The organism is Citrobacter sp. ABFQG (assembly GCF_004322975.1).
Lineage (GTDB): Bacteria > Pseudomonadota > Gammaproteobacteria > Enterobacterales > Enterobacteriaceae > Citrobacter > Citrobacter freundii.
This window is the reverse complement of record NZ_CP036435.1, coordinates 3,892,283-3,915,200: the sequence shown is the minus strand read 5'-3', so window position 1 is coordinate 3,915,200 and position 22,918 is coordinate 3,892,283. Positions and strand designations below refer to the sequence as shown.

The following is a 22,918-nucleotide window of genomic DNA, read 5'->3' as shown; positions in this document are numbered from 1 at the left end:
GCAGGAGAGGCATAATGAAAACGCTGCTGATTATTGACGCTAATCTCGGCCAGGCTCGCGCTTACATGGCGAAAACCCTGCTTGGAGCGGCGGCACAGAAAGCACATCTGGAAATTATTGATAATCCGAATGATGCCGAACTGGCAATTGTTCTGGGCGATACGCTTCCTGCCGACAGTTCGCTGAACGGCAAAAAAGTCTGGCTGGGCGACATTGGTCGTGCGGTTGCGCACCCTGAACTGTTCCTCAGCGAAGCGAAGGGCCATGCAAAACCTTACAGTGCCCCGGTTGCAACAGCACCTGTGGCCAGCAGTGGTCCAAAACGCGTGGTGGCAGTGACGGCGTGTCCGACCGGTGTTGCTCATACGTTTATGGCTGCTGAAGCGATTGAAACAGAAGCGAAAAAACGTGGCTGGTGGGTGAAGGTTGAAACTCGAGGTTCTGTTGGCGCAGGCAATGCCATTACGCCGGAAGAAGTGGCTCAGGCGGATCTGGTGATTGTGGCAGCTGACATTGAAGTTGATCTGGCGAAGTTTGCCGGCAAACCGATGTACCGCACCTCTACGGGTCTTGCGTTGAAGAAAACCAAGCAGGAGCTGGACAAAGCGTTGGAAGAAGCAACACCGTACCAGCCAACCGGTAAAGCGCAGACTTCAGCAACCGAAAGTAAGAAAGAGAGCGCGGGGGCATATCGTCACCTGCTGACGGGCGTCTCTTACATGCTGCCGATGGTGGTTGCTGGCGGTCTGTGTATTGCACTCTCGTTCGCTTTTGGTATCGAAGCGTTTAAAGAGCAGGGTACGCTGGCGGCGGCGCTGATGCAGATTGGCGGTGGTTCAGCTTTTGCGCTGATGGTGCCGGTTCTGGCAGGTTATATCGCGTTTTCCATCGCTGACCGTCCTGGTCTGACGCCGGGTCTTATCGGCGGTATGTTGGCGGTGAGCACCGGTTCCGGCTTTATTGGCGGGATTATTGCTGGTTTCCTTGCCGGTTATGTGGCGAAGCTTATCAGCACGAAGTTGAAACTCCCGCAGAGTATGGAAGCGCTGAAACCGATCCTGATCATTCCGCTGTTCTCAAGCCTGGTGGTTGGTCTGGCCATGATTTACCTGATCGGCAAACCGGTGGCTGGCATTCTGGAAGGTCTGACCCACTGGCTGCAAACCATGGGTACGGCGAATGCGGTGCTGCTTGGAGCGATTCTTGGCGGCATGATGTGTACCGATATGGGTGGTCCGGTTAACAAGGCGGCGTATGCTTTCGGTGTGGGTCTGCTGAGTACGCAAACTTATGCGCCGATGGCGGCCATCATGGCGGCAGGTATGGTTCCTCCGCTGGCTCTGGGTTTAGCAACGCTGGTTGCGCGCCGTAAGTTCGACAAAGCGCAGCAGGAAGGCGGCAAAGCTGCGCTGGTACTGGGCCTGTGCTTTATCACCGAAGGGGCTATTCCATTCGCAGCCCGTGACCCGATGCGCGTTCTGCCTTGCTGTATCGTTGGTGGTGCGATTACCGGTGCTATCTCGATGGCAGTAGGTGCGAAGCTGATGGCGCCACACGGCGGGCTTTTCGTCCTGTTAATTCCAGGCGCAATTACGCCGGTACTGGGCTACCTGCTGGCCATTATTGCCGGTACGCTGGTAGCCGGTCTCTCCTACGCGGTGCTGAAGCGCCCGGAAGATGAGGTTGTGGCAAAAGCGGCATGATTTAATGCTGACATCAGGGGCAGAGATTTCTCTGCCCCTTTTTTTATCGATTAACTGCTGCCTGAAGATGGATATGTAAAACGGTTCAGGCAATCATTGGCGCGATGATAAAACCAAAGGCAACGCCAGCAATGATCCCACCCAGTCCTGGCAGCATAAACGGATGGTTTAAGACATACTTGCCCACGCGTGTTGTCCCGGTGGTGTCGAACTCCATTGCCGCCAGCGAAGTCGGGTATGTTGGTAGAACAAACACCCCGGTTACCGCCACATAGGAGGCCAGAATCGCCCATGTAGGTACGCCGAGCGCAACGGCCAGAGGGATAATCAGCGGCGTTGTGGCGCCTTGCGAGTAGAGAAGTGCGCAGGTACCAAACAGCACCAGCGCCAACAGCATCGGATAAGCCCGTAGAATATCGCCTGCGATATCCTTAATCTCCGCTAAGTGGGCATCAATGAAGGTCGTTCCCAATGTAACAATCCCGAGAATGACGGCCAGTGAACTCATCCCTGCTCGAAATGTGGAGGTCAGGACAATAGCATCGGTTGATGTTTTGCATAACACCACCATCAGGCAAGCGGCAGATAGCATACAAATAATGATGATATCCCGGGTATTCATTGGGTTGCCGGCATCAAATCCGGGGCGTAGCTGCGGGCAGGCGGCAAGAATAACGATGACGACCGTTGCCAACATGAACAGGGCGACTGAGAGTTTGGCACCCGGTACAGTGCTGTTTTGCCCTTCATATTTACGAACCAACCCTTTTTGCAGGCGTTCAAGATAGACTTCATCATCTTGTAGCTCGCATCCCTGACGTGAGGCGATAAAAGCGGCGGCCATCGCGGCAACAAACGAAGCTGGCAGACATACCGCCATAACCTGGATAAAGGTGACACCGTTGCCTTCCATAATGGTCAGCATCGCCGCCATTGCGGCACTGATCGGTGAACCGGATATCGCCACCTGAGAGGCGACCACGGAGCCGGCGAGCGTACGAGAAGGGCGGATACCGGACTCTTTGGCGACTTCGGCAATCACCGGTAGGGTAGAAAATACAATGAACCCTGTTCCGGCCATAATGGTCATCGACCAGGTGATAATCGGTGCAATAATATTGATATATTTAGGATTACGCCGCATGAAATTACCGGCTACGCGAACCAGATAATCCATACCTCCGGCGGCCTGTAGCGCCGATGCTGCCACGACAACTGTCATAATAATGAGAATAACGTCAACGGGGGGCGAACCAATTTGTAGATCAAATCCCAACGTTAAAATAGCCAGCCCCAGCCCGCCGCATAAACCGATACCTATTCCGCCGAGGCGGATACCAAAAAATATTGCACCCAACACGACGATAATTTCTAACCAAACCATAATGGCCTCCGCCAGAGAATAATTTGTTATTAAAATAAGTGTTTGTTTAATGCTTTATTAAACTGGTGACGGCTGTTATTGCGCCAGAAGATGATGTTTGCCAACCCGCTTTTCGTACCATTTAATACCGGCGCGTACTAATGAACCGGTTGAGTCAATATATTTATCTGGTGAGTTTTTGACTGCGTTGGCAAGAATGACGGGGACTTCAGTACATCCCAGTACAATGACTTCTGCACCGCGTGAAAAGAGCATTTCAGCCTGTTCATTCATCAGCGTTTGTGCCCGCTTAAGATCGCCGGCTTTTAAGCAATAAATACTATCCATGACTTTTTCCTGACCGGATGAATCAGGGCTGACACAGGTTAAGCCAAGAGATTCTATGCCTTTTTGGTAGAGTCCCATGTAAAGGGTGGCGTTGGTAGCAAGTAAACCGATACGTGATTTTCCGCAGTTTTTGACTTCATCCATGGTGGTTTCAACGATACTGAGTAACTCTGTATGACAGCACTCTTTTAATTCATTAAACCAAAAGTGGGCAGTATTACAGGGGATCACAATACACTCCGCACCAGCATCTTCCAGTTTATGCATATAATCACGCATTGCCGGAAGTGGGGAATGACCATGATGCATTAACGCATCAGTTCGATCTGGAATATCAGGGATGGATGAAATAATTAATGGGATATGTTCCTGATCGCGTTGCGCTGCGGTAAAGGTGACGAATTTATTAAAAAGATCGACGGTTGCAGCAGGTCCCATACCACCAAGTACGCCAATTAAACCTTTCACAATATATACCTCTATTACCGATATTTAATATCAGGGCTGGTGTGTGTCTGGTGTCTATGTTTAACAGCAGTGTGTCGTGAGGAGAAATGCAATAATGTATGGTTCAATGCAAAAACTGCATGGGTGCAGTATCTTTTGCCACCTCAGCAGGCCAGTAATCAGGCAGATGCCTGAAATTCCGCGGCGATAAGCTGTCGTGGTCGATGGGTAAAGAAACAGGTTAATGTCAAAAACGAAGGTGTTATGCAAAAAACGAATCAACAGATGCTGATGTTGAATATCATCTCCGGGCATATTCAGGCATGATGCTTAAGACTAATTGACATATTTAAACATCCGCGTGACAGGCATGAAAAATATCGAGACAAAATGGTTATATGACTTTTTGACGCTGGAAGCGTGTCGTCATTTTTCCCAGGCAGCGGAGGAGCGCAACCTATCCCAACCGGCATTTAGCCGGCGGATCAAGGCGCTCGAATCCGCCGTTGGGGTGTTGCTGTTTGACCGTACGACGAGTCCACTGCAGCTGACGGAGGAGGGTAAGTTATTCCATTCGCAGACCCGTAGCCTGCTGCAACAGCTGGAATGTAACTTAGATGAGCTTAGTGGTCACAACCTGCTTGGCGTTCCCAATATCAAAATAGCGGCAGCGCATTCTCTGTCGCTGACGATGTTGCCCAGATTAGTACATTCAATGTCAGCATGGGGTGAGGAGTTTGTATACCACGTCGAAGCGATTGACGTAGTCCAGGCAGTGAATACGCTGCGCGAGGGGAAAAGTGATTTCATTATCTCCTTTCGCGATGAAGACTTAATGCAGTCACCTTTCTGCGGCTTGAAGGTGTTTGAGTCTGAGCTGTATCCCGTCTGTGCTGCGGATTCACAGGGTAAGGCGTTGTTTGATATCTATCAGCCGCAGGTGCCGATACTGAACTATACCAGCACATCCTACATGGGAAGATTGGTTAACCGTCACCTGGCGGAGGTGGGTAGTATTTCGGCGCGTACGCTGTTTATGTCTTCGATGAGTGAGCTATTGAAGAATATGGCATTGGATGGGCATGGTATTGCCTGGCTGCCAGCGTGGACGATCGTGAACGAACTACGGGATAAACGCCTGGTTTGTCTGGACACGCCGGAGTTGATGGTGCCTATTCAGGCCTATATTTATAGAATGGATACCCGCCTGAATAAAACGGCTGAGCACTTCTGGCGGATTTTGTACAACCATATGCCAGAGGATCTGGTTTCGCTTAGTTGATACGCGCCAGTTCGCCTGGCGCGTCTGAAAAACCTTCGGTTATGACCAAAGATGCTTTTTAACCTGATCAATTTGTGTACTACCTCTCATTTTCTCTCTCCCTGACAAACTGTATCTATAAAAAATTGTGATTCTGTTCATATCTATCGACTTTATAGCTTGTGGATGGATTTACTTTGTCAAAAACACGCCTACTATGAACACGTGTTTGATAGTGAACATGTGCTCTAATAACCTGATGTGTGGCGTTGGTTATTTTTAACGAACTCATTTGTGGCAAATTAATTGCCAGGGGACGTGCTATGCGTGAAAAGGAATACATCGTAACGATTGGCTCGGCCAATATGGATGTTGCTGGGTATTCGCATGCTTCTCTAAATTATGCGGATTCGAATCCAGGTAAGATAAAATTCACTCCCGGTGGCGTTGGACGCAATATCGCACATAATCTCGCGCTGCTGGGTAAAAATTCTTGGTTGCTAACAGCGGTTGGTAACGATTTTTATGGTCAATCATTATTGGCACAAACTAATCAATCAGGAGTACATGTCGACAAGTGTCTTATCGTTTCCGGAGAGAATACATCCAGTTATTTATCGCTGCTTGATAATACCGGTGAAATGCTGGTGGCTATTAATGATATGAGTATCACCGAGCATATTTCAGAAGAGTTTTTATCACAGCATTTTGATTTTATTCGGCAGGCAAAAGTCATTATCGCCGATTGCAATATCAGCGAAGACGCTCTGGCATGGGTACTGGAAAATGCCGGAGATGTTCCGGTGTTTGTTGACCCGGTGTCGGCCTGGAAGTGCGTAAAAATTCGCGGCCGCCTTGCAAAAATTCACACCCTCAAACCAAACCGCCTTGAAGCCGAAACGCTCAGCGGTATTGCGCTTTCTGGGCGTGATGACGTTAGCAAAGTCGCCGCGTGGTTTCATGATCGCGGCTTAAACCGGCTGGTGCTCAGCATGGGTGGCGACGGCGTTTATTACAGTGATATTGCGGGGAGTTGTGGTTGGTCGCTCCCCATTGAAACTCGCGTCATTAATGTCACAGGGGCTGGTGATGCGATGATGGCTGGACTGGCCGCCTGCTGGGTAGACGGCATGCCCTTTATTGATTCGGTTCGATTTGCGCAGGGGTGTTCATCAATGGCATTAGCCTGTGAATATACCAATAACCCTGATTTGTCTGTTGCGAATGTTAGCTCAATAGTGGAGAACACAGAATGTCTGAATTAACTCTTTCCTCTGAATTATTACAAATATCACCAGAAGTCCAGGAAGCATTAAACAGTAAAAAACCGATTGTTGCGCTTGAGTCAACCATTATTTCTCATGGAATGCCATTTCCGCAGAATGCTCAGACAGCGATTGAAGTAGAAGAAACTATTCGTAAGCACGGCGCTGTTCCTGCGACCATTGCCATTATCGGCGGAATAATGAAAGTAGGTTTAAGTAAAGATGAAATTGAATTGCTTGGACGAGAAGGACATAGCGTTACGAAAGTAAGTCGTCGTGATTTGCCATTTGTGGTCGCGGCAGGGAAAAATGGTGCCACCACCGTTGCCTCTACGATGATTATTGCCGCGCTGGCTGGAATTAAAGTATTTGCGACCGGGGGAATTGGTGGCGTTCATCGTGGTGCTGAACATACGTTTGATATTTCCGCGGATCTGCAGGAACTGGCACATACCAATGTCACGGTAATTTGTGCTGGTGCTAAATCTATTCTGGATCTTGGCTTAACGACTGAATATTTAGAAACCTTTGGCGTGCCGTTAATTGGATATCGAACCCAAGCGTTACCGGCATTTTTCTGTCGTACCAGTCCGTTTGAAGTCAGTATCCGTCTGGACAGCGCTAAAGAGATTGCCCGCGCGATGGCGGTGAAATGGCAAACGGGTCTTAATGGAGGCCTGGTTGTCGCTAATCCAATCCCGGAGCAGTTTGCCATGGCAGAAGAGAAAATTAATGCGGCAATAGATCAGGCGGTAAACGAAGCGGAAGAGCAGGGCGTCGTGGGTAAAGAAAGTACGCCGTTCCTGCTGGCGCGAGTTGCGGAGCTGACCGGTGGCGACAGCCTGAAATCAAATATTCAACTGGTGTTCAACAACGCGGTGCTGGCCTGTGAAATTGCGAAGGAGTATCAACGCCTCGCCTGACAGAATTTCCCGGGCAGAATGCGGTCGCCCGCGAATATCAAACCTACCAAAACCTGGCGATAACGCCGGGTTTCCTGGCATGAAGGGAATTTCATTATGGATATAATGAGAAGTGTTGTGGGTATGGTGATATTACTGGCCATCGCGTTTCTGCTGTCAGTAAATAAAAAACGTATTAGTCTGCGCACCGTTGGGGCTGCGCTGGTACTGCAAATTGCCATCGGCGGTATTATGCTCTATTTCCCGCCGGGAAAATGGCTGGTTGAACAGGCCGCGCTCGGCGTCCACAAGGTGATGTCATATAGTGACGCGGGTAGCGCATTTATCTTCGGCTCCCTGGTTGGGCCAAAAATGGATGTGCTGTTTGACGGGGCTGGGTTTATCTTCGCCTTCCGGGTGCTCCCGGCCATCATTTTTGTGACCGCACTCATCAGTCTGCTCTATTACATTGGCGTGATGGGGCTATTGATCCGCATCCTCGGCGGTATTTTCCAGAAGGCGTTGAACATCAGTAAGATCGAGTCATTTGTCGCAGTAACCACGATTTTCCTCGGGCAAAACGAGATCCCGGCAATCGTGAAACCGTTTATTGACCGCCTTAATCGTAATGAACTGTTTACCGCTATTTGTAGCGGGATGGCCTCGATTGCTGGCTCAATGATGATTGGTTACGCCGGAATGGGCGTCCCGATTGACTATTTGCTGGCGGCATCATTGATGGCAATCCCTGGCGGCATTTTGTTCGCCCGTATGCTGAGTCCGGCAACGGAAGAATCTCGCGTCACCTTTGAAAACCTGTCATTTACTGAAACACCACCGAAAAGCATCATCGAAGCGGCGGCCAGTGGGGCTATGACCGGGCTGAAGATTGCCGCAGGCGTTGCGACGGTGGTAATGGCATTTGTCGCCATTATCGCGCTGATTAACGGCATTATCGGCGGAATTGGCGGTTGGTTTGGTTTTGAACACGCCACTCTGGAAGGGATCTTTGGCTATGTGTTAGCCCCGCTGGCGTGGATTATGGGCGTGGACTGGAGCGATGCGACGCTGGCAGGTAGTCTGATTGGACAGAAGCTGGCGATCAACGAATTTGTCGCTTATCTCAACTTCTCGCCGTATCTGCAAACGGGCGGAACGCTGGACGTGAAGACCATCGCGATTATCTCGTTTGCGTTGTGTGGTTTCGCGAACTTCGGTTCGATTGGCGTCGTGGTCGGGGCATTTTCGGCGATTGCGCCACAGCGTGCGCCGGAAATCGCGCAACTTGGAATGCGTGCGCTGGCAGCAGCAACGCTGTCAAACCTGATGAGCGCCACAATAGCCGGTTTCTTTATCGGACTGGCATAAAATAAAGTTTGTAGGCCGGATAAGCGTAGCGCTATCCGGCAGACATTCAAGCTGTTTGCAGCAAATACAGAGCGTTATCCGCAGAGAGCGTTGGGTTGTTGATACTGACGCTGGCCCGCGATAATGCTGCGCAGGCCATGGCAAAGCGCGCGCTTTCACGAAACTCACTGCCTTCCAGAAAGCTGTACAGTAATCCCGCCATAAAAGCGTCATCGGCACCAAAACTGTCTACCACCGTATGCTCAGGCGGCGTCAATAAAAACTGTTCGCCGTCCTTTTCGCTGCAAAAAACGGATTCATCTTCCAGGCAGACAAAAATGCGTTTTACACCTTGCTGATGCAGGCTATTGACGGCCAGTACGCGATCCGCATCAGTATGAATAGGTTGGCCCCATAAAATCGCAAGCTCTTTCTGCGTGGGTTTTAGCGTATGAATACGCGTAAACCAGGTTTTCATTTTTTCCGCTTTGAACTCTGAAACGGTGTCAATGAATACCGGAATATCATCGGCAATAGTAAAGACCCACTCAATGGCTTCGGCGGTCAGATTGCAATCGGCCAGTACGACACCGGAATGGCGAATCAAATCTCGCGAACCGTTAAGCAACTGCGGCGTCAATTGTTGCAGGATATGGGTATCGTTAATGGCCAGTACGGTCTCTTCCTGTTGATTAGCGATCGACAGGTAGGTTGAGGTGTTGTGTCCATGCAGACGAATGCAGCTGGAAACGTTAACCCCAGCCTGACGCGTTTGTTCCAGCAATGTTTCGCCATAGAAGTCACTGCCAACAGCGGAAATTAAATGTACGTCGCGGCCCAACAGCGCCAGGTTGTGGGCGATGTTACGTCCTACACCGCCTGCTGAGCAATGAATGCTGCCAGGGTTAGAGGCTGCCTGCGGATAATGGATGTCTGCAACACCCCGGATATCCATGTTGATAGCACCGACAACCACGCAATAATCCTGTTCGGTAAGGATATAACCTTTACCTTTGATCATGCCTTTACGCATTAAATCCATAATATGCGCAGCGACGCGTGAACGGCTGATCTGCAAAATATCGGCGATTTCATTCTGCTGAATCAACGGATTGCGGCGCAGGATCTTAAGGATCTGCTTTTCCCTGTCGTTCATGATTAGGCCACCGCTTTTTCAGTTTGCTGGGCTTTCAGCCAGGCAATCTCTTCTGCCCAGATATCTGGATTAATGGTTTCCAACACCAGCGGAATGCCGTCAAAACGATTGTCCTGCATGATCCAACGGAAGGCATCGTGGCCAATATTGCCTTCACCTAAGCTGTGGTGACGGTCAACGCGGCTGCCAAACGTGCTCTTGGCGTCGTTCAGGTGCATACCGCGCAGATACTTGAAGCCGACAATTCGTTCAAATTCCGCAAACGTCTTTTCACATTCCTCAACGGAACGCAAATCGTAACCGGCCGCGAAGGCGTGGCAGGTATCAATACAGACGCCGACACGGGATTTATCTTCTACGCCGTCGATAATAGCGGCCAGGTGCTCAAACTTAAAGCCAAGGTTACTGCCCTGTCCGGCGGTATTTTCAATGACCGCCGTAACGCCCTGGGTCTGGGCGAGGGCAATGTTGATCGATTCCGCAATGCGCGCCAGACATTCATCTTCCGGAATCTGCATCAAATGGCTGCCCGGGTGAAAGTTAAGCAGGGATAAGCCAAGCTGTTCGCAGCGTTGCATTTCGTCAAGAAACGCGTCTCGCGATTTTTCCAGCGCATCGCTGACCGGGTGACCGAGGTTAATCAGGTAGCTGTCGTGAGGCAGGATTTGCGCGGAAGTATAGTGATACTTCTCGCAGGCAGATTTGAAATCATCAATGATTTCGGTGGTCAGCGGCGCGGCACGCCACTGACGCTGATTCTTGGTGAACAGGGCGAATGCGGTCGCTTCGATTTCTGCGGCTCGAATAGCGGCGTTAGCCAGACCGCCAGCGGCGCTTACGTGCGCTCCGATGTATTTCATAAATTAAACCCGCCATACTCAAATGCAAAAGGAGGAAGTATAGCGGGTTAATGGAGGTGAGTCGTGCTCGTTTATGCCATCAGCGCGTGGATAGCGAGGTTAATCGCGCCACCGCCTACAATCAGCCAGACAAACAGCAGCAGGGCCATCAGTAACGGTTTAGCACCGGCTTTTTTCAGGGCGCTAACGTGAGTGGTCAGCCCCAGTGCGGCCATCGCCATTGCCAGCAAAATGGTATCCAGTGTTACCAGCATGTTCACTACCGACTGCGGCAGAAAGTGGAACGAGTTAAAAATCGCGACCACAATGAACAGGATGGCAAACCACGGAATGGTGATTTTGCTCTTCTCACCACCGGAGGCTGGAGACAGCTGTTTAACGCGAGCGGCCAACAGGATAAGGAACGGTGCCAGCATCATGACGCGCAGCATTTTGGCAATAACTGCGGCATTTTCCGCATCCGGGTTAATGGCGTGCCCGGCAGCCACTACCTGTGCCACTTCATGCATGGTGGAACCAATGTAAATGCCGTAGGTTTCCGGGCTAAACCACTGTGCCAGCAGCGGATACATTGCCGGATACAGGAAGATAGCGATAGTACCGAAGATCACTACGGTGGCGACAGCGACCGTCACCTTACTGGCTTCCGCTTTCACTACCGGCTCGGTTGCCAACACGGCGGCGGCACCACAAATGCTGCTCCCCGCGCCAATCAGCCAACTGGTGTGGCGGTCCAGACCAAACACTTTTTGCCCCAGGAAACAGGCAATCATAAAGGTACTGCTTAGCGTTAACACATCAATCACGATACCGCTGACGCCGACGTCAGCAATTTGCGCGAAGGTGAGGCGGAAGCCGTAGAGGATGATCCCCAGACGTAATAAATGTTGTTTAGCAAACAGCACACCGCCGTCACAGCTTTTCCAGATGTGCGGATAGACGGTGTTGCCGAGAACCATCCCCAGTAAGATTGCTAAGGTGAGGGCGCTGAACCCGGCACCTGCAACGGCGGGAATGGATCCACCCCATAAGGCGACCCCAGTGATAACTGCACTCAGGGCGAGCCCCGGAATAAAATGCCACGCTGTACGACGATGAGTCTGCAAGGTGAGTTCTGTCATATCCTTCTCCTTTATCTGGGTAAAAGAGTACGGCGAAGTGGTTTAAAAATAAAATTGATTATATATTTATAATTAATCTATATAAGTGGTATACCCGTCATACTTCAGGTTGCATGTACGCTGGCTGCAACTCGAATTATTTAGGGTATAAGTAACGGTTATCCGGTGGAAAACGACTATGCATATCACCCTGCGACAACTTGAAGTGTTTGCTGAGGTATTAAAAAGCGGCTCAACGACCCAGGCGTCTGTCATGCTGGCATTGTCGCAGTCGGCGGTGAGTGCGGCACTTACCGATCTGGAAGGGCAACTCGGCGTGCAACTGTTTGACCGTGTTGGTAAACGACTGGTGGTCAACGAACACGGGCGCTTGCTCTACCCACGGGCGCTGGCGCTACTTGAGCAAACGACCGAAATCGAACAGCTTTTCCGCGAAGATAATGGCGCTATCCGGGTTTATGCCAGTAGCACCATTGGCAACTATATTCTCCCTGCCATGATCGCCCGCTATCGGCATGATTTCCCCGATTTGCCGCTGGAGCTTAGCGTGGGCAACAGCCAGGACGTGATCAATGCGGTGCTGGATTTCCGGGTAGACATCGGGCTGATTGAAGGGCCGTGTCACAGTACGGAAATTATCTCTGAACCGTGGCTGGAAGACGAGCTGGTGGTGTTCGCCGCACCGTCGTCACCGCTTACAAAGGGACCCGTTACGCTGGAACAACTGGCTGCTTCGCCGTGGATCCTGCGTGAACGAGGATCGGGTACGCGTGAACTGGTGGATTACCTGCTGTTGTCTCATTTGCCGAGATTTCAGATGGCAATGGAGTTGGGTAACTCCGAGGCCATTAAGCATGCAGTGCGCCATGGCCTTGGGATCAGCTGTTTGTCACGGCGGGTCATTGCCGAGCAGTTACAGGCGGGAACGCTGAGCGAAGTTCCTGTGCCGCTTCCACGTTTGGTCCGCACGCTGTGGCGTGTTCATCATCGACAAAAACATATCTCCAATTCCATTACGCGCTTTTTGCACTACAGCGACCAGGTAGAGCAGGGGAAATAGGACGTTCACTGTCGTAGCGACTCCTTTTTGCATAATGGCGGTTACGTTTTAACCGCCTTGCCCCCTCTATTTTCTGCTTTACTTATAATCCGCGGCCAGTCATGAAGGTCTCTTATAACAGCGCATTTGTGCCGGAAGAATGCCGTTTCGTCTGCTACAATCGCGCCTCATTTTTTGGATGGATAGCATTTTCACATGGTTTCCGAAACTAAAACCACAGAAGCGCCCACGCTACGTCGTGAACTGAAGGCGCGTCACCTGACGATGATTGCCATTGGAGGCTCCATCGGTACAGGTCTTTTCGTTGCATCTGGTGCAACTATTTCTGCAGCGGGTCCTGGCGGCGCGTTGTTCTCTTATATTCTGATCGGTCTGATGGTGTATTTCCTGATGACCAGCCTCGGTGAACTGGCGGCCTATATGCCGGTTTCTGGCTCGTTTTCCACCTACGGTCAGAACTACGTAGAAGAAGGCTTTGGCTTCGCGCTGGGCTGGAACTACTGGTACAACTGGGCGGTAACGATTGCCGTTGACCTGGTGGCCGCACAGCTGGTGATGAGCTGGTGGTTCCCGGACACGCCGGGTTGGATCTGGAGTGCGTTGTTCCTCGGCGTGATCTTCCTGCTGAACTACATATCCGTTCGCGGATTTGGTGAAGCGGAATATTGGTTCTCACTGATCAAAGTTACCACCGTCATTATCTTCATCGTAGTTGGCGTAATGATGATTTTCGGTATCTTCAAAGGCGCTCAGCCGGTGGGCTGGAGCAACTGGACGACCGGTGATGCACCGTTTGCCGGTGGTTTTGCTGCGATGATTGGCGTGGCGATGATCGTCGGCTTCTCCTTCCAGGGGACGGAGCTTATCGGTATCGCGGCAGGTGAATCTGAAGATCCTGAAAAGAACATTCCACGTGCGGTACGTCAGGTATTCTGGCGAATCCTGCTGTTCTATGTGTTCGCGATTTTGATTATCAGCCTGATTATTCCGTACACCGATCCAAGCCTGCTGCGTAACGATGTGAAAGACATCAGCGTTAGCCCGTTCACGCTGGTATTCCAGCATGCGGGTCTGCTGTCTGCTGCGGCGGTGATGAACGCGGTTATTCTGACGGCGGTACTGTCTGCAGGTAACTCCGGGATGTATGCCTCGACGCGTATGCTTTACACCCTGGCATGTGACGGTAAAGCGCCACGTATTTTCGGCAAACTGTCTCGCGGCGGCGTACCGCGTAACGCGCTGTATGCGACCACCGTGGTGGCGGGGCTGTGCTTCCTGACCTCGATGTTTGGCAATCAGACCGTATACCTGTGGCTGCTGAATACTTCCGGGATGACGGGCTTTATCGCCTGGCTGGGGATCGCCATTAGCCACTATCGCTTCCGTCGCGGTTATGTGCTGCAGGGCCACGATGTGAAGGATCTGCCGTACCGTTCTGGCTTCTTCCCGCTGGGTCCGATCTTCGCCTTTGTGCTGTGCCTGATTATCACTCTCGGCCAGAACTACGAAGCGTTCCTGAAAGACAGCATTGACTGGGGCGGCGTGATGGCTACCTATATTGGTATCCCGCTGTTCCTGATTATCTGGTTTGGCTATAAGCTGACCAAAGGAACCCATTTTGTCCGCTACAGCGAAATGAAATTCCCGGGTCGCGTGAAGAAATAACAGTATAAAAAGCATAACAAAAACCCCGGCATGATGAGTGCCGGGGTTTTTTATTGCGTCAAACTTAGAAGCTGTAAGTCATGCCAACAGTGTAACGACGACCATCGAGAACGGTGTCGTAGGTATCGTAATCGATTTGCTTATCCAGCACGTTATACACGCCAGCGGTCATCAACAGATCCTTGGTGGCATAGTAACGTAAACCCACATCGACCTGCGTATAGGACGGCGTACCCTGCGCCATGGAAGTACGGCTCAGGTATTCAGACGTTTTTCCACGCAGATTCAGGCGGCTCCAGAAACCGAGATCCTGCGTGGCCTGCCAGTCCAGCGTCGTGTTAAACATATGCTTCGGCATTTTGTTCAACGGCTGGCCGGAGAACTGACCGCTTTTCTGCTCAGATTCCGTGTAGGTGTAGTTCGCAGTCCAGTTGACGTCAGAGGTTATTTTCCAGCCGAAGGTGGATTCTACGCCACGCATATTGGCTTTATCGACGTTAACGCGATCGCTGACGAAGTCATAATGGGTATTGCCGATGGTGCAGGCCGGATCGGAACTGCTGTTACAACGGCGCACTTCAGTGATTTTGTTCTTGAAGTCGGTATTGAACAGGGTGACGCCTGCGTTGAGGTTATCGCCGTTATCCCACAGTAAGCCGATTTCTTCGCTGAGGCTTTTCTCCGGCTTCAGGTCCGGGTTGCCGACAATGATTCCGTTCAGACGACCGCCGCCGGTGACCTGTCCCCAGTTTGCTGATGACTGGCGCAGATCCGGGGCGCGATAGCCCGCCGAAACGCCGCCTTTTAAGGTCCATTGATCGCTCAGATGCCATACGCCATAGCCGCGTGGCGTCCAGTTGTCACCGTAGTTTTCATCCTTATCCATACGCAGACCGCCGGTCAGCGTAAAGGTATCGGTAACGGCCCATTCATCTTCAGCAAACAACGCCCAGCTCCAGCGGGTCAGTTTGTTCAGCCCATCAGCCGCTTGCAGCTGGTTGCCGTTATCGCGCAGTTTTTCATAACGGTATTGCCCGCCTAGCGTCAGGGTATGCGCCCCAAGGAAGACCTGGTTCTGGCTATTGAAAATCGTATTGTAAGACTTCATTTTGCGACCCGGGTTTTCGCTCTCTTCCTGCTGGACATAGCTGGTGGAGTTGAAGTCATCGTAATAACCGCTATGGGTTAAAGAATACGTCGTGTGCACATACTTGCTTTCGCTTTTGCTGTTTGGCTTACAGCTTCCGTTGCGGCAGTTTTCCTCAGCCATAGATTTGCCTGGGGTACTGTCGCGATCCTGCAATTCACGTGCGTAATCGAAATCGATGTCGTTTTTATCGTCTGGCGTAAAGTTCAGGGTTAAGCCCCCGTTACGCATACGCTGTTCATTGTAGCCATTGAGGATTTTATCTTCCGCCCGATGGGAGAATAACCCGGTCACCTTCGCGCCAAGTAATCCGTCAATCAGTGGCCCAGACGCATAGGCGTTGGTCTGGTAAATATCGCCGGAGTCTCTGTCTTCCTGGAAAGTGGCATCGCCGTGCAGAGAACCGGTCCAGGCTTTGGTATTCGACACTTTCTTGGTGATGACGTTAATGACACCGCCCATCGCGTCGGAGCCGTACAGGGATGACATCGGGCCACGGATGACTTCGATACGCTCGATGGATTCAAGCGGCGGCAGCCAACCTTGTTCAATACCTGAGTTGTCGCTATTAGGACGTGTGCCGCGGGTGCTGATGCGTTTACCGTTGACCAGGAAGAGCGTGTATTGCGAAGCCATACCGCGAATACTGATATCGCTGCTGCTCCCCCCGCCGGTGACGACGACGCCAGGGACATCTTTTAGCGCATCGGTGACATCGCGATAGGCTTTGTCCTCAATCTGCTGCTTGGTAATAACAGATATCGAAGCCGGGGCATCCTGAATTTTCTGCTCAAAGCCGGTAGCGGTAACTACCACGGTATCTTGTTCAGCGGCATGGCCGAGTGATGGGAGACTGGCGACGCATACTGCGGCAGCTACAGCCTTAACGTGAGGTATAGTCATTTGTATCATTCCATTTAAATGAATCAAACTGCGCGTCATGTGAAAGGCCATGACAATTGTATGTATTTGTCTTTTAAGGACTCTTTTCAGTAAAGAAGCGGGAGGATTGTACAAAAGTATGAATATTTGTAAACACAAATGATAATAGAAATCATTTGTGTTTGATGTGATTTGGGGTGAAATACTTTTTTAATCAATAAGATAGTGAAGGAAGAAAAAAGGAGAAAAAGTGAAGGAATGATGGAGGGATGAAGAAGATGGACACCTTTTTGACGCTGAAAGAACCCAACCGAAAGACAGCGGCGATGGCGCCACTGTCCTGTTATGGTTGGCTTATAGTCGATGGAATTTGGCGAGTAAGGCCAGTGACAAGGTGGTTAACAGGATTGCGATCACGGCATAGAGATAGACTCCAGACCACTCCCAGTTGTTCTTCACTAATATCACCGGTACGCCTGCTAACGCCGCGCCGACATAGCTAAACAATCCGCGGAAGCCAGTTATCGATCCCGCCGCATCTTTGTGAGTGACGTCCAGACAACCTACGGCAAAAAGCATATGCGGCCCGTACAGGGCGAAACCCATTATGGTGAAGAGAATGGCCGTAATGGTATATGAGGTATCCTGAACCAGTGGGATTAAGGTAATACATACGCACAGCATTAATGCGAATATTAAGCCTGTCATCCAGCGGTTACTTTTAAACATAAAGTCAGATAAGTAACCCGCCAGTAGCCCTCCGGCAAGTCCACCGGCTTCAAACCACGAGATAATGGAGTTGGCTTTAATCAGACTCCAGCCATGCACCTGAGAATAGTAAATTTGCGGCCAGTCATTGAGGATGGTGCGGGCAATATAAACGGACATATCGCCAATGATAATAATCCACACTAATGGGTTAATCAGGATATATTTGACGAAAATCTGCCAAAAGGAGAGATTTACCGGACTGGCTTTCACTTGGGCAAGCTCTGTTGGATCCTTACGCCATTCGCCAACGTTAGGCAAACCTAAGGTCCCGGGACGGTCTTTAATCGTAAAGAGCGCTACGATCCCCATCAGCAAGGAGATTGCGCCCGGTACATAAAAACCCATTTTCCAGCTACCGCTCCAGACAATCGCGAAACTTGTCAGCAGTGGGGCGAGACTACCGCCAATATTATGCGCCGCTTCAACGACCGCCCACCAACGTCCGCGTTCATTCTTGGAAAACCAGGATGCCATGATCTTTGCCATTGGTGGAAAACTGGTGCCCTGGAGGATAGCATTGAGGCTGTACAACACATAAAACGCGGCAACGCTGTCGGAAAAACCAAACAGAATATTAACGATCCCCACGCCAATGAGCACCGGGCCGGTCATGGCTTTCGGATTGATTTTATCAACCAGCATGCCGCCAACAAACTTCATTGAGCCATACAGGATGTAAAACAGTGAAGACATGATGGCAAAATCTTCTGCGGTCAGAGTGGTATCTGACAGCATGGCCGGCATGGCGGCTGAGAAGTTTTTACGTGTTAAATAAAAGACCGCGTAAGAGATAAAAACCGAGGTAATAATCTCTATCCTGAATTTTTTGTAAGTATGGTCAATCTCTTTTTTTTCTTTTACAACCGGCTTATCAGCCTGGCTGAATATAAATGATTTCAAGCTCATATGATCTTCCCTTCAGACAGTGCTTGTGGGGTTATAATCCATTTTCGATAAAGAACAAAAGCGACTCGAATCCGTGAAAATTAATCTGATTGTTAATTAAATTTCTGACCGCGGGTTTTGCTCGCCAGGCAATACCAGTGCCAGCATACGTGAGCATGGGAATATCGTTGGCGCCATCACCGCAGGCGATAATATTATGCTGAGGCATCTGCAGAGAGTCGGCAAGCATGGCCAATGTTTTTTGCTTATTTTCTGCATTCATGATTGGCGCGGAAATATTATCTGTCAGCATACCATTCCTGACTTCAACGGTATTTGAAAATATATAGTCCAGCTGATATTTCTGTTGTAAGCGGTGGGTGAAAATATCCAGTCCGCCGGAAATGATCGCTGTTTTAAATCCTTTCTGCTTGAGGAATGGCAAAATGGTGGTAATGCCGGGAGAGGCCGTCATCCGATCGCATACGGCATTAATGACATGGATGTGTGTCCCTTTTAACATTCCGATGCGCTGGGTGAAACTGTTATTGAAATCCAGTTTTCCTTCCATCGCTTGCTGCGTCAGTTTCGTTATCCGATCGGTGATGCCTAGCGCGCGGGCAATCTCATCCACACCTTCTTCCTCGATAAACGTCGAGTCCATGTCAAAGGCGATGATCCCGTTCATCGGGATGATTTGCGGTTTTAGGAAAAAATCAAATTGCTGAGTGAACGATGTAGCCCTTAGTTTCTTGTATATGTCATCGGTGAATATTTCATCGGGTATTGATAATTTTAAATACGGTTTATTGAATGCGGCTATAGATAATTGTTCCAGTGCGCACGGATATTGTTTGGTCTCGGTATTTAGAAATGTATTGTGCAGCCATGCCTGAAGTTTTTCAGGATCTTTTGCACTAATAAAATAAATAATTGCCATTATGTCACTCCTGTAAATTAAGGTTATTGTAATAGTCGAGGGTGACGATTGAATCCTGCTTTATCACAGATGTGAATGTTAAAAAAAAGATAAAATAGTATTGTTTTTTATACCAATAAATAAACAAAGTCTGAAAGGTATCATTTTTGATATACACGTCACGGTCTGTTGCTACTGGCGGTATATTCTATTTTAACTAACAGGGATGGGTCTAAAATGGAAAGTTGTATTGATATTTTTAAAGTCGTCATTGGGCCTTCCAGTTCAAGAACAGTAGGGCCAATGCGTGCCGCGTTTAACTTCATTTCACAATTAAAGCTACAGGAGATCTTACCGCTAACGCGAGAAATCGAGGTTGAGCTATACGGCGCGCTCTCATTAAGCCGCAAGTGTCATAACGTTGATATCGCTCTTTATCTGGGGCTGTTGGGCAATCAGCCGGATGATGTTGATTTACGCCAGCAGATGGATCTCATTAAACGTGCTGAACAGGACGGCACCCTGACGCTTTCTCCTTCAGTTACCGTGACGGTCGCGATTAAGCCGAATCAACAACCGCATTCTGGCCATCCCTATGCGATGACGTTTCGCGCCAGGGATGATTATTTTACGTTGTATGAAGAAACATGGTTTTCAACCGGCGCCGGACAGGTTCGCAAACCCGGCGAGCCGGCGCCCGAGAGAGCCGCGCAAAAAAACGCATTTCCTTTTGCGTTTCAAAATGCCGCGCAGCTGCAGGAACTGTGTCAGCGTAATGGACTATCCGTTGCGGCATTAATGATGAAAAATGAATTACAGGTGCATTCCCAGGCGGCGTTGCATGACTATTTCGCGTACGTTTGGGCGATAATGCAGCAGGCTGTCCATCGTGGTCTGCATACTGAAGGCCTACTGCCAGGCTCGTATCAGGTGCCGCGCAGGGCCTGCTCGCTCTATAAATTACTGGCAATGAAACCCTCTGCTAACGACTTTCTCACCAACCTCAACTGGGTGAATGCGTTTGCAATTGCCGTCAGCGAGGAAAACGCCGCTGGAGGGCGAGTGGTGACCGCGCCGACCAATGGTGCGAGCGGTATCATCCCTGCGGTCCTCAGTTGGTACGATAAGTTTGTCTGTAAGTTGGATAGCGCATCGGTTATCCGCTTTTTCCTCACCGCTGGCGCCATCGCGCTACTGTTCAAACAAAACGCGTCTATTTTAGGTTCTGAGGTTGGGTGTCAGGGAGAGATCGGCGTGGCCAGTTCGATGGCCGCAGCCGGATTAGCGGAACTGATGGGGGCGTCAGTTGCTCAGGTGCTGAATGCCGCAGAAATCACCATGGAGCACCATCTCGGACTGACCTGCGATCCGGTTGGCGGGCAGGTACAAATTCCCTGCGTCGAACGAAACGCGATTTCGTCCGTAAAAGCGATTAACGCCGCAACGATGGCGATGAGCCGTGTCAGCGAGCCATGCGTTTCGCTCGATGAGGTGATTGCCGCCATGTATGAAACGGGTAAAGACATGAGCGCGAAGTACCGTGAGACGTATCACGGCTGCCTTGGGAAAATTCAGCCCAAAAATCGGGGAGGGCGGCATGAAATATAACACCATGAATAATGATGAAATCATCTTGTCATTATGCGCTCGCATCAGAGAAACGCGGATTTCTCTGGCGCTAACGCAGCAGCAACTTGCTGACCGCGCACAGGTCGGCATTGCGACCATTAAACGCATTGAGAAAGGCGGCGGCCTCAATCTGGACACGCTTATCTCCCTGTTGCGTGCACTGAATAAGTTGCATCACCTGGATGCAATCTTATTCGAGTCTGAAGTGCGTAATTTTAACGAAGGTTATGAAGGCGGTGAGAGCGTGGGGAGATTACAGGTACGCCAACAGGCGGCCGATCTAAATCGTAAAGCGTCCGCGCCGCAGTCAGAAGAGATGAGCTACAGCGCGGCAATAGAAAATACGCTTTACTGGTGATCACTTCAGCAAATACTGGGCATGAAAGCGCAGGTGATCCTCAATAAACGACGCAATAAAGTAATAGCTGTGGTCGTAACCTGGCTGGATGCGTAGTGTCATTGGCCATGCGGTTTGACGGGCTATTTCGGCCAGCACTGCGGGCTGCAACTGATCGGCAAGAAACTGATCGCTGTCTCCTTGATCAATTAGCGTCGGAATCGCGTCTGTGGGCTTACTGGCCAGCATTAACGCGCAGCTATCCCACTCAGCCCATTGTGTTTTATCTTCACCCAGATAAGCGCTAAAAGCCTTCTCGCCCCACGGAACGCGACAAGGGTTTACGATCGGCGCAAAGGCTGAAACGCTGGTGTATCTCCCGGGATTTTTCAGCGCCATAATCAATGCGCCGTGACCGCCCATGGAGTGTCCGCTGATGGCGCAGCGATCGCTGACGTTAAACTGCGAATGAATCAGTGCCGGAAGCTCATCACGCAGATAGTCATACATGCGAAAATGCGTTGCCCATGGCTGCTGAGTGGCATTGAGGTAAAATCCCGCGCCCTGGCCTAAATCGTAGCCATCATCGTTGGCAACCTGCTCGCCGCGCGGGCTGGTGTCTGGCATCACCAGAACAATACCGAGCTCAGCCGCGATGCGCTGTGCGCCGGCTTTGGTGGTGAAGTTTTCATCATTGCAGGTCAGGCCCGACAGCCAGTACAGCACCGGAGGCGGGGCGTTATCGCGGGGTGGTGGAAGAAAAATACTGAAGGTCATGGCGCAATTTAACGTGGCGGAGTCGTGACGCCAGCGTTGCTGCCAGCCTTCAAAACAGCGGTGCTCTTCAAGCATTTCCATGCGTGGCTCCTTGTTGTGTTGAACCTGTATGTGTTTGCGAACTCACCATAATACAGATTATTCATTGCACTGTGAGTAACTTTCACTTCCGCATTGAGCAAACATACTTCATCATCTATATAACTTTACATTAACACTCGACGTCACCGGGCTGAACAGAAAGTGAAGTTGCTACAGCTGAAAGGCTGTGCCAATTTCAATAATTATCGCGGTGAATACTGGATTATGTGCGCCGCCTCACGCACAATGTTCTGGCTGTGATACAGCCTAAAAACTTTGCCCCATGCAGGGCAGAGGCGCCCCACCTGCAGGAGAAGAATAAATGTCATCACTCAGTAAAGAAGCGGCACTGGTTCATGAAGCGCTGGTTGCGCGTGGTCTCGAAACCCCGCTGCGCCCGCCCGTGCAAGAGATGGATAACGAAACACGCAAACGTCTTATCTCTGGCCATATGACCGAGATTATGCAATTGCTCAATCTCGATTTGAGCGATGACAGTCTGATGGAAACTCCGCATCGCATTGCGAAAATGTATGTCGATGAGATTTTCTCCGGCCTCGATTACGCCAACTTCCCGAAAATCACCGTCATTGAAAATAAAATGAAGGTGGACGAGATGGTCACGGTCCGCGATATTACGTTGACCAGCACCTGCGAACACCACTTTGTCACTATCGATGGCAAAGCGACGGTGGCGTATATTCCGAAAGATTCGGTTATTGGTCTGTCGAAGATTAACCGCATTGTGCAGTTCTTCGCCCAGCGCCCACAGGTACAGGAACGCCTGACCCAGCAAATTCTCACCGCGCTGCAAACGCTGCTCGGGACGAATAATGTGGCGGTGTCGATTGATGCGGTGCATTACTGTGTGAAAGCGCGCGGCATTCGTGATGCGACCAGTGCGACCACCACCACTTCTCTTGGTGGATTGTTTAAGTCCAGCCAGAACACGCGTCAGGAATTCCTGCGCGCAGTACGTCATCACAACTGAT

19 protein-coding genes are annotated in these 22,918 nt (G+C 50.4%); 10 read left to right on the top strand and 9 right to left on the bottom strand.

Translation table 11 applies throughout. The features are described 5' to 3' along the window. The first annotated feature begins 14 nt into the window (after window positions 1–14). On the top strand, window positions 15–1,703 hold the full coding sequence (fruA, locus tag WN16_RS19295) for a PTS fructose transporter subunit IIBC (RefSeq protein WP_003840084.1): 1,689 nt from the start codon (window positions 15–17) through the stop codon (window positions 1,701–1,703). An 85-nt stretch (window positions 1,704–1,788) separates the two neighbouring features. Here the strand turns inward: fruA and WN16_RS19290 are convergent, their stop codons facing one another. After that, a complete protein-coding gene (locus WN16_RS19290) occupies window positions 1,789–3,087 on the bottom strand; it encodes an anaerobic C4-dicarboxylate transporter (protein ID WP_003845167.1) in 1,299 nt (432 codons plus the stop codon). A 75-nt stretch (window positions 3,088–3,162) separates the two neighbouring features. Next, complete coding sequence (locus WN16_RS19285) at window positions 3,163–3,882, bottom strand: amino acid racemase (RefSeq protein WP_003840089.1); 720 nt, start codon at window positions 3,880–3,882, stop codon at window positions 3,163–3,165. A 349-nt stretch (window positions 3,883–4,231) separates the two neighbouring features. On the opposite strand from WN16_RS19285, the gene hypT reads away from it, so the two are divergent. The 4 genes from hypT (at window position 4,232) to WN16_RS19265 (ending at window position 8,657) form a co-directional block, all read left to right on the top strand. After that, window positions 4,232–5,143: a hypochlorite stress DNA-binding transcriptional regulator HypT gene (gene hypT / locus WN16_RS19280; RefSeq protein ID WP_003840090.1), complete on the top strand. Its 912-nt coding sequence runs from the start codon at window positions 4,232–4,234 to the stop codon at window positions 5,141–5,143. 302 nt (window positions 5,144–5,445) lie between these two features. Then, entirely contained in the window at window positions 5,446–6,387 is a 942-nt protein-coding gene (locus WN16_RS19275; protein WP_044702064.1) for a pseudouridine kinase, read from the top strand. After that, a complete protein-coding gene (locus tag WN16_RS19270; protein ID WP_016150661.1) occupies window positions 6,375–7,310 on the top strand; it encodes a pseudouridine-5'-phosphate glycosidase in 936 nt (311 codons plus the stop codon). The genes WN16_RS19275 and WN16_RS19270 overlap by 13 nt, the downstream gene beginning before the upstream one ends. Window positions 7,311–7,406: 96 nt before the next feature. Then, the gene (locus tag WN16_RS19265; protein ID WP_044702065.1) at window positions 7,407–8,657 is read left to right on the top strand and encodes a NupC/NupG family nucleoside CNT transporter; all 1,251 of its coding nucleotides are present in this window, start codon (window positions 7,407–7,409) and stop codon (window positions 8,655–8,657) included. A 46-nt stretch (window positions 8,658–8,703) separates the two neighbouring features. Here the strand turns inward: WN16_RS19265 and WN16_RS19260 are convergent, their stop codons facing one another. From WN16_RS19260 to WN16_RS19250, 3 genes are all read right to left on the bottom strand, one after another. After that, window positions 8,704–9,792 carry a sugar kinase gene (locus WN16_RS19260; protein ID WP_003027430.1) on the bottom strand — a complete coding sequence of 363 codons (1,089 nt, stop codon included), beginning with the start codon at window positions 9,790–9,792 and terminating at the stop codon, window positions 8,704–8,706. A 2-nt stretch (window positions 9,793–9,794) separates the two neighbouring features. Beyond that, window positions 9,795–10,652, bottom strand: a complete 858-nt coding sequence (gene nfo / locus WN16_RS19255; protein WP_003027428.1) for a deoxyribonuclease IV — start codon at window positions 10,650–10,652, stop codon at window positions 9,795–9,797. Between the two features lie 71 nt (window positions 10,653–10,723). Continuing rightward, window positions 10,724–11,773, bottom strand: a complete 1,050-nt coding sequence (locus tag WN16_RS19250; RefSeq protein WP_088169144.1) for a YeiH family protein — start codon at window positions 11,771–11,773, stop codon at window positions 10,724–10,726. Between the two features lie 178 nt (window positions 11,774–11,951). On the opposite strand from WN16_RS19250, the gene yieE reads away from it, so the two are divergent. Together yieE and lysP are read left to right on the top strand one after the other, a co-directional pair. After that, complete coding sequence (gene yieE / locus WN16_RS19245) at window positions 11,952–12,833, top strand: DNA-binding transcriptional regulator YeiE (protein ID WP_044702068.1); 882 nt, start codon at window positions 11,952–11,954, stop codon at window positions 12,831–12,833. Between the two features lie 195 nt (window positions 12,834–13,028). After that, the gene (lysP, locus tag WN16_RS19240) at window positions 13,029–14,498 is read left to right on the top strand and encodes a lysine-specific permease (RefSeq protein ID WP_003027419.1); all 1,470 of its coding nucleotides are present in this window, start codon (window positions 13,029–13,031) and stop codon (window positions 14,496–14,498) included. Window positions 14,499–14,562: 64 nt separating this feature from the next. Here lysP and WN16_RS19235 read toward each other — a convergent pair whose 3' ends face one another. From WN16_RS19235 to serB, 3 genes are all read right to left on the bottom strand, one after another. Further along, window positions 14,563–16,548, bottom strand: coding sequence for a ligand-gated channel protein (locus WN16_RS19235; RefSeq protein WP_044702069.1), 1,986 nt, complete (start codon window positions 16,546–16,548; stop codon window positions 14,563–14,565). Between the two features lie 333 nt (window positions 16,549–16,881). Further along, entirely contained in the window at window positions 16,882–18,204 is a 1,323-nt protein-coding gene (locus WN16_RS19230; protein ID WP_003840104.1) for an MFS transporter, read from the bottom strand. Between the two features lie 31 nt (window positions 18,205–18,235). Then, window positions 18,236–19,123, bottom strand: coding sequence for a phosphoserine phosphatase SerB (serB, locus tag WN16_RS19225; protein ID WP_044702071.1), 888 nt, complete (start codon window positions 19,121–19,123; stop codon window positions 18,236–18,238). 216 nt (window positions 19,124–19,339) lie between these two features. Between serB and WN16_RS19220 the strand changes: the two genes are divergently transcribed. Beyond that, on the top strand, window positions 19,340–20,710 hold the full coding sequence (locus WN16_RS19220; protein ID WP_071681415.1) for an L-serine ammonia-lyase: 1,371 nt from the start codon (window positions 19,340–19,342) through the stop codon (window positions 20,708–20,710). Then, window positions 20,700–21,089: a helix-turn-helix domain-containing protein gene (locus WN16_RS19215; protein WP_003840109.1), complete on the top strand. Its 390-nt coding sequence runs from the start codon at window positions 20,700–20,702 to the stop codon at window positions 21,087–21,089. Before WN16_RS19220 ends, WN16_RS19215 begins: the two co-directional genes overlap by 11 nt. On the opposite strand, the gene fghA is transcribed toward WN16_RS19215, so the two are convergent. Continuing rightward, entirely contained in the window at window positions 21,090–21,926 is an 837-nt protein-coding gene (fghA, locus tag WN16_RS19210; RefSeq protein WP_044702073.1) for an S-formylglutathione hydrolase, read from the bottom strand. It abuts the gene before it with no gap. 322 nt (window positions 21,927–22,248) lie between these two features. Between fghA and folE the strand changes: the two genes are divergently transcribed. Beyond that, window positions 22,249–22,917: a GTP cyclohydrolase I FolE gene (gene folE, locus WN16_RS19205; protein ID WP_003027410.1), complete on the top strand. Its 669-nt coding sequence runs from the start codon at window positions 22,249–22,251 to the stop codon at window positions 22,915–22,917. Window position 22,918: the final 1 nt, after the last annotated feature.